This is a genomic window from Aquidulcibacter paucihalophilus, assembly GCF_002105465.1.
GTDB lineage: Bacteria > Pseudomonadota > Alphaproteobacteria > Caulobacterales > Aquidulcibacteraceae > Aquidulcibacter > Aquidulcibacter paucihalophilus.
In genome coordinates, this window is the sequence record NZ_NCSQ01000065.1 from 1 (window position 1) to 12,915 (window position 12,915).

The following is a 12,915-nucleotide window of genomic DNA, read 5'->3' on the forward strand; positions in this document are numbered from 1 at the left end:
ATCAAGGCTCGGCTTGATCGATTGGATCAGCGGGATCTGGCGCGGGGTCGGGACTTGGCCATCCTACGCGAAACCCTCCTCGCGTTCGTCCGAGTATGGTTTAAATATGCAGGGCCTCTCGAGCGCGAGGATGACGACGATCAGGCTGAAGCGCTGTTTGATGCGTTTCTTGATGAGGTGGCGCGTGGGGTGCGGGGGTGAGGCGCAGACGGCGGTGACTTTGGGTCCGCTTTGCGCCACGGGTTGCCGTTTAGGGCGGGTTAGCGGTTTGCCTGAAGGCAGCCATTTAAGTGACCCAACGATGGGTAGCAGTGCACCTTGATTTGAAATACTTCAAACTTATCGCTCGATTTTAAGGGGCTGGGTCATCGCCGAAGGGGCCATGGCATTGCGCCTATCCTCATCTTTGTCGGGACTTGGGCGCACCCGACTAAACGGTGTCGGTAGCAACAAATTCTCTGCAATGGATCTGCAACATTTACACAACACAGCGACAAATCCCTTGGTGCATTAGGGATCGCGGAGGAAATATTCATGATCGAAAGATATCCACGATTGATGCGGCTTATGCATTGGAGTGCAGCGGCGCTGATCCTGCCCGCCTTGCTGATCGGACTTGCGCTTGCTTATAAACTTGTCGTCCCCGATAGCCCAGCCGCAGACTGGTGGACGGATGTCCATGTGTTGTTGGGGTTGAGCGCATTGGGAATCATGCTCCTGCGGATTATCGTTGCGCTGCGTTCCGCCAAGCCGCCGATCGCCGGCACGCGCACAGAGGTTTTGGCTGCAAGGAGCGCGCACTTTGCTTTGTATCTGCTGGTGATCATGCTGCCATTGTCGGGATATGCAGGCTGGATTGCTTATGGCGAGGCGCCAAAGCCGTTCGGTATTCCTTTGCCAAAGTTTGAGCCGCTCGCGACCTTCTTAGAAAGTAAAAAAGCTGGCGAGTGGCTTTGGCCAGTTCACGAATATGCCGGCCTTGCTCTCACTGCCTTGCTGGTCATCCATGTGGCGGCTGTTGTTCGCCGGAGCTGGCTCGCGAGCAACAGCGACAGGATCGACGGTCTCAATCGGATGCGGGCTGGCCCGACCGGGCAATCAGAATAAACAACACCTATGAAGGCCCTTGTGTATGACCACTGCAGCAATTATCCCAAACAATATGACGCTTGCCGGGTTCAAGATTCTGATTGTTGAAGACGAACCCGAAATTGCGGAGATCGTCGATGCGTTTTTTCGCCGCGAAAACGCCGAGTGCCTCATTGTCGGAGATGGCGAAAGTGCGGTGGATAGTTCACGCTGGTGGCAGCCTGATATCGTCATCCTTGATCTGGGCCTCCCCCGGCGTAATGGTATGTCGGTATTGGCTCAATTGCGCGTTGGGCCAGTCCAACCTGGTGTCATCATCCTCAGTGCCCTCGGTGAGCCGATCGACAAGCTAGCGGGGTTCCGCCTCGGGTGCGACGATTATGTCGTCAAACCTTTCGACCCCCATGAAATCGTTGCCCGCGCCAAGGTGCTGGCGGGACGGCAACGCCGCGAGGCGGCACACACCGTCCGGTCTTATGGCAATATTCGGATCGATGTAGATGCGTTCTGCGCGTTTGTTGGATCCCAGCCCCTCGACCTGACGCCGACCGAGTTCAAGTTGCTGGATTTGTTCGTCGAACGGGGGGGCAGACTGATCACACGCGGCCAAATTGTCGATCTCGCGCTGGACGAGGAAGCGTTTGACCGCTCCGTCGATCCCCATATCAGCCGTCTACGCCAGAAAATAAAGCGCCAGCCCGGCAGTGGTGTACGCCTCACCAGCATTCGCGGCCAAGGCTATCGATTGGATCTCGAATGATAATGGGTTTACGTGCGAGGATCGCGCTCAGCGCCATCCTCATGAGTGTGATCGCAGCACTGGTAGCGGCGTTCGCGCCCGACTATGTCTATAGTCTGCGCGACCAGCTATTCATGGCCAGCCTAGCACCTGCCGAGAAGATGCAATTGGGGCGCTTACTTGAAACATCTGGACCGTGCTCGCCATTGGTTTACGACTTCAAGATGGATCACGGCTTTGCACCGTGGCGACTGAATTACGGCTGGGCTTTAGGCGGACTTATCGGGTTGACCGCCATCTGTTGCGCCGGGTTTGCGGTTATCTCTGCAGGACGGATCGCGGCACCTATCGAGGCAATTGCCAGCAGCGCACGCAAAATCGCAACAGGTGACCGGCACGCCCCGGCGCCAATTGGTCGGGGCGTCCCGCTGGAAATCGCCGCACTGCACCGCGACTTTACGGCAATGACCAATGCCTTGTCCGCTGCCGACAATGATGTGCGCATGCGTTCTGCCGCCATCGCCCATGAACTTCGCACACCTTTGTCAGTCTTGCGTGGCCGTTTGATCGGCGTGCAATCAGGTGTTTTCCCGCTTGACGCCACCTTACTAAATGGTCTGTTGCGCCAGATCGGTCTTGTCGATCAGCTAGTTGCCGACCTCAACATGCTGGCATCACCGCTGGGAATCGACATGCAGCTCGACCTCGAACCTGTTGCAATGGACCGTCTCGCCGCATCGGTCATTGAGACGTTGCAACATGACGCAGCTGTACAGGGTAACACCTTGAAGTTGGTTGCCACGCCGATTGTTGCACAGGTTGATCCTGGGCGCATTGAGCGCGCGTTAGTTAATCTGGTTGCCAACGCCATTCGTTATGCGCCGGGAAGCGAAATTCAAGTGTCTGTGCACTCTGCCGCCGATCAAATCCTATTGTCGGTGCTCGACACTGGCCCCGGATGGCCCAGTGACGACCCACAATCTTTTGCTGCCGCCTTTGTTCGTGGCGACCAATCACGATCCCGCCAATCGGGTGGCTCGGGGCTGGGCCTCGCAATCGTCACTGCCATTGCCCGCGCGCATGGCGGATCATTGCGACTGAGCGCAGCGCAAGGTGGCGGCGCGCTCGCCGAAATCATCATCCCCATTGGCGGAGAAGGTAAAGCCTGAACCATCGTCAGCCGTTCGCAACATATCCGCAATTTTCCGCCAACGCTGTTGCAGCTCTGACAAGTTATTGCGTCCCCAGAATTGGGAGCGCACATGAGACATGTAATCACCATCAGTATTGCCGCGACAATTGGGTTGTGCACGTCATCGAGTGCGCAAACGACGTTGGAATCACCTGCTCGCGCGAGCTATCCTGCGGCATACTTCGCAGATATTCAGGCACAGAACGCCTTCGATATGCTGACCCGGGTCCCAGGTTTCACGCTCGTTGCGAGCGAAGACCTGCGCGGCTTTGGTGACGCGGCCGGCAATGTTCTGGTCAATGGCGCGCGGCCCGCGACTAAGGACGTTTCCCTGACCGAACTGTTGCGGCGCATTCCGGCACGCACTGTAGAACGCATCGACATGCTCGATGGAGCCGTCACTGGCCTTCAGGGCGGGGGCAGTCGGCTGGTGGCCAATGTCATCCTAAAGGCCTCCACGAGTAGCAGCGGTACATTGCGTCTGCGGGGCCAAACAATACAAGGAGGCAGGTTTGGACCATCCGCAGCGGGGTCGTGGCGCGGATCAATTGGCGGTGCCACCGTGTCAGCCAGCCTGGAAGCCGGAAACACGTCGCTCACGCGACTAGAAGGCCAACAGCGGCTAACTGATGGTAGCGGCGGGGTCGTCGAGGCTGGTCCTCTATTGGACCGTCGGCGCTACAATGACTATTCTGGCTCGTTGAGTATCTCCACCCCGATTGCCGGCATCAACACCACGTTGGCGACATCGCTACGGACAGATGACTTTAAGCGGCGCCATCGTTTCACCGCTTTTGCGTCAGGCGCTGATTTGCCGATCAGAACCCAAATCGAAGCCGAAAATTATCCCAACCGCAGCGCCGAGCTGTCGCTCGAATTGACACGCCCTATCGGCCGCGGTGAAGCTAAGCTGATAGGCCTTAGAACATGGTCAAACGAAAAGGGTTCCACGCTGGTCGGCGCAGAATTTCCTTCGGGGGCTATTTCGAGTTCGCTTTATACATCCAATGATGACCTGTCCGAGAGCATTTTGAGAGCGACTTGGGCACCGCATTGGCCAAAGCTTGCCGTCAGCGCGGCATTTGAAAGCGTGCGGACGACCCTAGTCTCAAACACTGAGTTCGTTCAGATCGACAACAAAATTACAACACCGCTTGAGGCCGGACGCACCAATGTTGGGGAAACACGCGGCTCGGCAGCTTTGTCGGCAACCTGGACAGGCATCGACAAGATATCGGTTGAGGGTGCCATCGCCTTTGAAGCAACGCGCATTACCCTAGCCGAGCCGCTACGATCTTCCAATACTTACCGCTTCTTCAAACCCCGCGTCGTGGCTACATGGAACCCAACCGGCCAAATGACTCTGAGCTTGCAGGCCGAACGCAAAGTCGGCCAACTTAACTTTGACGATTTCGTAGGGGCACAACAAGTCGCCGACGGCTCCTCAACCCGGACGAACAGTGCTCTCCGGCCTTCGCAAACCGATGGGCTGCGTCTGACGGCTGAACGCCGTTGGGGCACACGGGGCAGTGTCAGCATCACCTTCGTGAGCGAACGCATAACCAATGTGGTGGATATCGTGCCAGTCGGTGATGGCCAAGGCGTTGGCAATCTGCCTTCGGCCAGCAGTTTCGGGGTCGATTTACTGGCCTCAATCCCACTTAGCTCTTTGCTAGATGGTGCAGAACTGACAGTGGATGCAGCTTGGAGAGAAACCTCGGTGCAAGATCCGTTCAATGGCGCGACGCGGCAATTACAAAATGCCGAGTTCGCCGGTACGACGATCAACTATCGTCAAATCATCAACCCACGCGTCAGCTATGGCGCGGCAGTCAGATATGACCCGCCCTATCGATTTTTCCGCAGCCAGTCGAAAAGCGAGTTCAAAAGTGGGCCGGACTTTTCGATCTTTGCCGAATGGGCCGTAGGATCAGCGAGCAAGATGCGCATCGAGGTCAACGAATTGTTCGGCCGCCGCGTTGATCGCGAACTGACCCGCTATATGGGACTGCGCGGCATTGCACCAATCAGTAGCGCCGAGTTTCGCGATCGCACCAGCAGCCCAATTTTCGCGCTTCAAATCGAGAAAACCTTCTAACCGACCAATCTATAACATGCCCATGGGTTTTGGGAAGCCGTTTGCGTAGGCTGCTCTGCCACCTGAAATTTGGACCATTAGGAATTAGAGCTTTGCCGTAACTCTCCGTTGCACGATTTCAGGGAGCCATGCCCAAACGGTTTACCCGGTCTGAGCCTTTAGTTCCAACCGTGCAATCGTCTCCGCATGGACTTCATCTGGGCCGTCAGCAATTCGGAGAATCCGCGCGCCCGTAAAGGCATAGGCGAGGAAGTGATCATCGCAAAGGCCGGCACCGCCGAAAACTTGGATCGCCCGGTCAATGACAGTCTGAGCCATTTGTGGCACGGCCAGTTTGATCATAGCAATATCCTTGCGTGCATCCTTGGCCCCTACCTGATCGATCCGCAGTGCAGCTTGCAAAACAAGTAACCGTGCCTGATCAATCTCGATACGCGATTGCGCGATCCAACGACGGACCACGCCGTGATCACCAATAGCGCGATCAAAAGCGCGCCTAGACGAAGCCCGGGCACACATAGCCTCCAGAGCTCTAGACGCAAGTCCAATTAGACGCATGCAATGATGAATTCGTCCAGGTCCAAGACGACCCTGAGAAATCTCAAACCCACGCCCCTCGCCAAGTAGGATGTTTTCCAAAGGCACTTTTACATTATCAAAGACCAATTCAGCATGTCCATGTGATGGTTCGTCAAACCCGAAGGTTCTAAGAGGACGCATAATCTTGACACCGGGTGTGTTCAGAGAAACGATAATCATAGATTGCTGTCGGTGCTTCGGTCCAAAGGGATCGGTTTTCCCCATCAAGATCGCGAATTCACACCGTGGATTGAGAGCGCCGGTTATCCACCACTTTCGGCCGTTAATCACATAATGGTCGTTTTCACGACTGATTTGAGTCTCAATATTTGTGGCATCTGAAGAAGCGACTTGTGGTTCAGTCATTGCAAAACAGGATCTGATCTTGGCGTCAGCGAGCGGGCGGAGCCAGCGATCCTTTTGGGTGGGCGTCCCGTACTTCTCAAGAACCTCCATGTTACCCGTATCTGGAGCGTTGCAGTTAAAGACCTCGCTTGCCCATACAATCCGGCCCATTTCCTCAGCGATTGGTGCATAATCTAGGTTGCTCAGCGGCGGTCCCGGGTGGAGTTCGGGCAAAAACATATTCCAAAGCCCCATTTTGCGAGCTTTGGCCTTTAGCTCATCAAGAATCGGTGGCGTTATCCAGGGTGTACGGGCATCCTTTACCTGCTCATCAAATATTGCTTCGGCAGGCGCGACATGTTTGCGCATGAAGGTCTTCACCTTTGCTAGCGTTTCAATTCCATGGCTCGAGAATGGAAATAGGCTAGAGGCTTGATCATTGTTCATGAAATGAAATCCTTCCACATTGAAACACCTGCACTACCTGTTTCGCCGGCCAAGCCGGTGGCTTCATAGATTTGGCCCAGTCTTGATAGCGTTGTTGCAAGTCTGCCACCTCAGATCGCCTTTCAAAGGTCAGGCTTCTGGTTTCGCGAGGATCTGAGGCTAGGTCGAAGAGCCAAGGAAAGGCACCTTGGCGAGTGTTTGAGAGGAGCTTAAGGTCCCCCGAGAGGACCGCATATTCTGACCCGGTGCGCCAGAAAAGTGTTTCGTGGACTGCCTCAGCTAACCGCGAGGGCATCATAAGCGGTGTGAGGTCTCTTCCGTCAAAAACATTTGCTGCTTCGATTTTTGCGGCAGCCAATATCGTTGGAGCAAGATCAAGCTGAGAGACATTGCGACTATCATTTGTTCCACTTGGCCAACGCCGCGGCCAGCTAACAATTAGAGGGACCCGTGCACCGCCTTCAAAGTAGCTCAGTTTTCCCCCGGCAAGCGTTTCACAGTCAGAGACGCCCATGTAGGTTGCCGCTCCATTATCAGCTGTGAAAATGATGAGTGTATCTTCGCCCGCGCCGGAAGCTTCCACCGCATCAAGTACAATTCCTACACTGCGATCGAGAGAAGAAATCATCGCCGCATAGGTGCGCTTAAGTGGGTCCTTGATGTGTGAGAAGCGGGAAACGTCCGTTTCGAGTGCCTGGTATGGCGAGTGGGGTGCCAAATGCGCGAGGTACAGGAAGTAGGGCTCTGTTCCGGAAGATCGGATAAACTCAACCGCCTTGTGTGTTAACAGATCGGTCAGGTAGCTTGCCTCATCATTCTCGATCTTTGGAGGATTGGCGTCATCCGCAAAGTCGGAAAAGAGCTTGATCCAATCTGCATTTCTGGCGAAGCTTCGCTTGCCAACATAGGGCGCTGTTATACTGATAAGGCCTTCCGATTTCTCATCGGCGTAAGCGGTCTCGCCAGAAAGAAATCCGAAGAATTGATCAAATCCACGAGATGTTGGAATGCGATCCTTCGTTGAACCCAAATGCCACTTACCGATCATTGCGGTGCGATAGCCTCCAGTTTGGAGATCTTGAGCGAAGACCCGTTGGTTAGCGGCAAGTCCCTGCCCCCCACCATCGGGTCCTTCCGGTGTCAGAAACTCAAATCCGTGGCGCTGTTGATATTGCCCCGTCATCAAAGCCGCGCGCGACGGGCTACAAACTGATGCTGTTGAATAGCCGCGCTTGAACGTGACTCCACGCTTAGCCAGCCGGTCTAGATTAGGGGTGGGAATGCTTTTTGGGGACCGGCCATATGTGGACAAATCCAATTGCGAAAGATCATCAGCGACTATGAGGATTATGTTTGGCTTACGAGGAGATAGTATCTCCGGCGCGGCACCAAGCTTGACTTCTTGGCTTGCGCAACCTGAAGCAAAAAGGATACAAAAGATTGCGGCGATCGTTTTTCTAATTCTCATGAAGCACCCCAGCTTTGACCACCCACTTGACATAATATGATGACATATGCAACAGAGATTGTCGACACTTTTTCGGTACGCTCTCGTAAAAGACTAGGTTATTTAGCTTTGGTAACAGCCGTAGTACCCGGTCCTCTGCTAGCAACAGTCGCAAAGGAATTAGTGGATATAAGACCATGCCTTTCTTGAAGTTTTTTGGCGAGCCTTGTTTTCGCGGGGGCACTGGCAGCTGGCCTCGCGGCTGCCCGGAGCACCGTCGATGGGAGCCGTTCACATTGGCCGGCAGGCTGTCCTTCGACCGAGGTATAGCCTCTGAACCCATAATCGGATGAATCGTCATGATTTTTAACCTCGACTCAACCCGTCTGCACCGCACAGAAGCAGGAGAGTGGACCAGGACAACGATCAAATCCTTACGGGTCGCATTGGGAATTGCATGCACATTTGGACTTACGCTATCTCTGTCGGCGTGTCGGTCTCAAGCGATTGGTGATGGGCTGCCACAGACGACTTCGGCAATGTCGGCGGCCATGTTAAAGTCCCCGGGCAAGCCCAATATAATTGTCATCATCGCCGATGATCTTGGGTACGGTGACATAGGTGCAAACGGGGGTCGTATCCCAACTCCAAACATCGATGCCCTTGCGAATTCGGGGGTCCGAATGACGCATGGCTACGCCACGGCGGCAGTTTGCGCACCTTCACGGGCAGGACTCATGATCGGTCGTCAGCAAACCCGGTTCGGTTTTGAGTTTAATCCAGCGGGCCGCGATACGCAGCGTGGCATGTCGCTTCAAGAAACCACGATTGCCCAAACTCTAAAGGGCGCTGGTTACCGAACAGGCATTGTGGGAAAATGGCACTTGGGCCAAACAGAAGGTTATACCCCGCTCGATCGGGGCTTTGATAGTTTTTACGGGATTCTTGGGGGAGCAACCCCTTATTTGACCGCCATTGGGCCAGACGACCTCCATGTTGAGACAGCCGAAGACAAACTCATTACACGCGATCGCTTACCAATTTTCGATGGCCGAACCCGTGTTGAGCCCGATGCCTATGTGACGGACATCTTCACTGACAAGGCAATCGAATTTGTAGATAGTCGTTCCGAGAAGCCATTTTTCCTATATCTGGCATATACCGCACCGCATACACCGCTGCAGGCACCGGCGCAGTATTTATCGCGGGTCGGCGAGAAGCCCTCAAATTACCATCGGGTATATGCAGCGATGCTTACTGCAATGGATGATGGGATTGGGCGATTAGTTCAGCATCTAAAGACAACTGGTACCTATGACAATACATTGATTGTCTTTTTGAGTGACAACGGTTGCCCCAGCTATATTGGCGGTGCTTGTTCCAATGCGCCACTCCAAGCCTGGAAGGGCTACCCTTGGGATGGGGGCATTAGGGTGCCTTTTCTTGTATCCTGGCCACGATCAATAACTCCAGGTGTCTACTCTAATCCTGTCAGCACGTTGGATATTGCCGCAACTGCTGCGGCCGCAGCCGGCGTTGCCCATCCGGGCGCAGAGGGACGTGACCTCGTTAGCCTGGTCAGGGATCCTGCGGCGCATTCAAGTCGGGCACTATTCTGGCGTATGGGACCCACGCGAATCGTCCGCGAAGGACGTTGGAAATTGGTGGTTGTTAATCGTTCGGCACCGGTTGGCGGTGCACCGGCCAATCGGGCGACTGATGATCTCTCCAGATCGATGAGGCCTGACGGGGTGCCGGCCGTCGTGTCTGCGCTAGGACAATGGACGCTTCTCTACGATCTGGAGGTCGACCCCGGTGAAAAGTTCAATCTGGCGGAACGTCATCCCGAAAAGGTCAAGGAACTTCTACAAAAGTGGGATCAGTGGAATGCGGGGAACATTGAGCCTCAATGGACAAGTCGACGAGGTGTGGCCGCTGAAGTCGAAAATATGTGGGTAGAGATGTTCAATTGAGCGATGGCGATGAGTATGAAACTCCTCTCCCGTCGAAGTGCCGTTGGAGGGCTCCTTGTGGTTGGAGCATGCAGGTCCATTCGGCGGCAAGTCTTGGAAGAGAGAACCCTCGTCAATGGCCGTAATGGCGTCATTGAGGTACTTGTCGTTGGCCCCAGTGACGCTCCGGCAATTGTCATGATTCCCTCCCTTGGCCGTGGTGCCAGTGACTTCCGATTGCTTGCAAACGCAGTCGCAGATGCTGGATTTCGAGCGATATGTCCCGAGCCCCGCGGCTTTGGGAGGTCCGCGTCCTACTCAGCAGACGTGCGGCTCAACGATTTGGCAGATGATGTTGCTGATGTCATCGAGAGCAGCACTGACAAGCGACCGGTAATTGTCCTTGGTCACGCATTCGGCAATCGAGTTGCAAGAATGAGCGCAGCTCTTCGGCCAGATCTGGTGCAGGCTGTCATCCTGCTGGCAGCCGGCGGGAAGGTCGCGATGGCCCCGCATATAGAGCAATCTCTGCTGGCGTCATTCGATCTTTCCTTGCCCGAGGCAGAGCGCATGGGTCATGTTGCCCGAGCATTTTTCGCGCCTGGTAATGAGCCAACCGCTTGGCGGGATGGTTGGCGGCGTGACGTGGCCGAGGCTCAAATAAACGCGAGCCAACGCACGTCTGTGGACAAATGGTGGGGGGCAGGACGGGCATCAATCCTCGTCGTGCAACCGTTACAGGACGTCCTGGCACCTCCAGAAAACGCAGATGCAGTGCGAGAAGCGGCACCAGGACGCGTTCAGATTGTCCAAATCGATCGCGCGGGCCACGCGCTCCTGCCCGAACAACCCGCTGCAGTTGCACGTGCAGTTATCGAATTCTCAAGTCAGATTTCTCAACCAAAAGCAAAGCTAGATCGGGACCATTAAGGTCTGAAGCGATGGATCAGGACAGCCAAAAACGGAGCATCTTGAAATGGAAAGCTTTAAATTTGTTAGATTTATGAGACAGCTTAGAACGGATATTCGGGGTTCGGTAGCAATTATTTTTGCTCTTTTTGCCGTCGGCGGTTTGCTGCTAGTAGGCATGACAGTGGATTATACGGAAAAGTCAAAGTTGGAGACCAAGTTCCAATTGGCCGTCGATGCGGCGACTTTAGCTGCAGCCAGATTGGACGATGCGGATGTCGAAAGGGTGCAGATTGCAGAGCGTCATTTTGCAGCGAACCTAACACCTGAAGAGAGTGCGATGGTGACAGGCAAAGAATTCAAGATGACCGCTGATAAGGCAAATATGGAAGGCCAAGCAGATCTAAGTATTCCGACGCGTTTTGCGTCACTTGTTGGAATATCCTACTTTACGTCGCGCGTGCAAGCTACTGCAGCTATTGCGCGACCGGAGATCCGGCAATTAGACATCGTGATGTGTATTGACGCGACAGGGTCAATGACGCCGACATTGAACGCCGTCAAGACCAATGCGCTTAATCTAGAGACGAACCTCAATGCCGAATTGGAAAAGCGCGGCATTAAGGCCTTTGATGCCATGCGCGTGCGGGTCATCTATTTCCGGGATTTCGGCGGACAAAACTTAACGGGATCTAACCTTGCATCATGGTTTGATGGTACTAAATGGATAACGATTAACTCTGCCCATCCTGACTACTGGAAGGCGGTTGGCGACAATCCACCGATGAAATCCTCCGCATTCTTTAATCTTCCCAATGACACGACGAAGTTCAGCGATTATGTGAACGCCGAGAAGGCTAATGGTGGTTGGGATGCGCCCGAATCGGGGCTAGAGTGTGTTAATGAAGCGATGGGTTCGGCTTGGGCGAAGGTAGGCGACCTTCCCGAGGGTGGCAGCAAGCCCCTACAGGCTGTCTATCCGGTGATAGCGGTCTGGACAGATATAACCGCACACAGGCCAAGTTACTCGGTTAGCTTGAAAAATCCTGACTATCCTTCGAGCACGACGATGCCTCGGACCTATGACGCGCTTCGTGCTAAATGGGATGATCCAAAAGTTATCGACCAAAACCGTAAGTTGCTAGTCTTCTTCGGAAACCCGAACATGACGGGTTCGGATTTGGACGGTCAGGCTGACGGGTGGATTAAAATAAAGGACTGGCCCGGCTTCATGGTTGGTGGAACATTGACGGAAGGAAACTCCCAATTGGTATCAAAACTGGCAGACGCAATTTCAAGTAAAATTCTTATCCCAACTTTGGCAAAATAGCCGCCTTTCGACTAGCCCGACATTCACCGACCACTAATCCCATGGAACTGCTCGAGCGAAGCAATTTTTCGCGGCTTCGGCTTTAGACTCCAAAATTCCGGCTCCAGCCACAGCATGATGCTGCCATCTACTCGCTCATCAAAACCGCAAAGCTCAACGCCATCGATCCCGAAGCATGGCTTGCCGACAACCTTCCCCGCATCGATGACTACCCCAACAAACGCCTCCACGAGCTGTTGCCGTGGAACTGGAAGCCCGACGTCGCGCCACAGCCCGCTTGATCGGTCAAGGCGTGTCAGACCGGACGCTTACCCTAATCGACCACTTGTGCGCGATTGGGATCCGTCATAAAGCTGCCGGTAGGCACGCCATCGAGGTGAAACGTTGCAATTAATAGAGATACTAGGCTACGCAGCGTCGGCAGCCTCGGGCGGTGCATTCTTGCCGCAAGCAATCCGCGCGTTACGAACTCGCCAAACGCACGATCTGTCTTTGACTGCGGTAGCACTTGGAGCGGTTGGAACGGTGCTCTGGTCAGCATACGGGGTAGCAATTGGCAGCGGGCCTGTGACGATTTCCAACTTGATCGTTATGCCGTTTGCAATGGCGACACTGTACATGAAGCTCCGACTGGGTTGACTGTGACCGGGTCATTTTCAAACTTCAGCCCAAGTTTTGTTAACTTCAAACACGGCGGCGTCAACAAATAGGACTCTCACAATGAACGTGGGACCCTGCGGCCTTATGTGTACCCATTCGCCGAGGGCCACATACCGTTGAGGTATGAA

Annotated in this window: 11 protein-coding genes and 1 pseudogene; 10 read left to right on the forward strand and 2 right to left on the reverse strand. The window is 54.5% G+C overall.

Annotated features, from left to right (window positions below; genetic code table 11):
* The 5 genes from B7364_RS05240 to B7364_RS05260 all read left to right on the forward strand — a co-directional run.
* Window positions 1-201, forward strand: a 201-nt coding sequence (locus B7364_RS05240) for a hypothetical protein (RefSeq protein ID WP_198534056.1), incomplete at its 5' end; no start/stop codon positions are given.
* Window positions 202-534: 333 nt separating this feature from the next.
* Window positions 535-1,107 carry a cytochrome b gene (locus B7364_RS05245; protein ID WP_085338885.1) on the forward strand — a complete coding sequence of 191 codons (573 nt, stop codon included), beginning with the start codon at window positions 535-537 and terminating at the stop codon, window positions 1,105-1,107.
* Window positions 1,108-1,132: 25 nt separating this feature from the next.
* The gene (locus B7364_RS05250) at window positions 1,133-1,849 is read left to right on the forward strand and encodes a response regulator transcription factor (protein ID WP_085338886.1); all 717 of its coding nucleotides are present in this window, start codon (window positions 1,133-1,135) and stop codon (window positions 1,847-1,849) included.
* The gene (locus B7364_RS05255; RefSeq protein ID WP_085338887.1) at window positions 1,846-2,997 is read left to right on the forward strand and encodes a sensor histidine kinase; all 1,152 of its coding nucleotides are present in this window, start codon (window positions 1,846-1,848) and stop codon (window positions 2,995-2,997) included. The genes B7364_RS05250 and B7364_RS05255 overlap by 4 nt, the downstream gene beginning before the upstream one ends.
* Before the next feature lie 93 nt (window positions 2,998-3,090).
* Window positions 3,091-5,118, forward strand: coding sequence for a TonB-dependent receptor plug domain-containing protein (locus B7364_RS05260; RefSeq protein WP_085338888.1), 2,028 nt, complete (start codon window positions 3,091-3,093; stop codon window positions 5,116-5,118).
* A gap of 141 nt (window positions 5,119-5,259) precedes the next feature.
* Here the strand turns inward: B7364_RS05260 and B7364_RS05265 are convergent, their stop codons facing one another.
* Together B7364_RS05265 and B7364_RS05270 are read right to left on the reverse strand one after the other, a co-directional pair.
* A complete protein-coding gene (locus tag B7364_RS05265) occupies window positions 5,260-6,489 on the reverse strand; it encodes an acyl-CoA dehydrogenase family protein (protein WP_085338889.1) in 1,230 nt (409 codons plus the stop codon).
* Window positions 6,479-7,957: a sulfatase family protein gene (locus tag B7364_RS05270; protein WP_157893508.1), complete on the reverse strand. Its 1,479-nt coding sequence runs from the start codon at window positions 7,955-7,957 to the stop codon at window positions 6,479-6,481. Before B7364_RS05270 ends, B7364_RS05265 begins: the two co-directional genes overlap by 11 nt.
* Before the next feature lie 530 nt (window positions 7,958-8,487).
* Between B7364_RS05270 and B7364_RS05275 the strand changes: the two genes are divergently transcribed.
* From B7364_RS05275 to B7364_RS18375, 5 genes and pseudogenes are all read left to right on the forward strand, one after another.
* Window positions 8,488-9,909 (forward strand): sulfatase family protein, encoded by a 1,422-nt coding sequence (locus B7364_RS05275; protein ID WP_157893509.1) that lies wholly within the window; start codon window positions 8,488-8,490, stop codon window positions 9,907-9,909.
* Window positions 9,910-10,086: 177 nt separating this feature from the next.
* Window positions 10,087-10,818 (forward strand): alpha/beta fold hydrolase, encoded by a 732-nt coding sequence (locus B7364_RS05280; RefSeq protein ID WP_232780816.1) that lies wholly within the window; start codon window positions 10,087-10,089, stop codon window positions 10,816-10,818.
* A gap of 46 nt (window positions 10,819-10,864) precedes the next feature.
* Complete coding sequence (locus B7364_RS05285; RefSeq protein ID WP_085338893.1) at window positions 10,865-12,127, forward strand: TadE/TadG family type IV pilus assembly protein; 1,263 nt, start codon at window positions 10,865-10,867, stop codon at window positions 12,125-12,127.
* Between the two features lie 110 nt (window positions 12,128-12,237).
* Window positions 12,238-12,408 (forward strand): annotated as a pseudogene (locus tag B7364_RS05290) (transposase domain-containing protein); the annotation flags it as partial.
* A gap of 103 nt (window positions 12,409-12,511) precedes the next feature.
* Window positions 12,512-12,766, forward strand: coding sequence for a SemiSWEET family sugar transporter (locus B7364_RS18375; RefSeq protein ID WP_085338894.1), 255 nt, complete (start codon window positions 12,512-12,514; stop codon window positions 12,764-12,766).
* Window positions 12,767-12,915 lie beyond the last annotated feature (149 nt).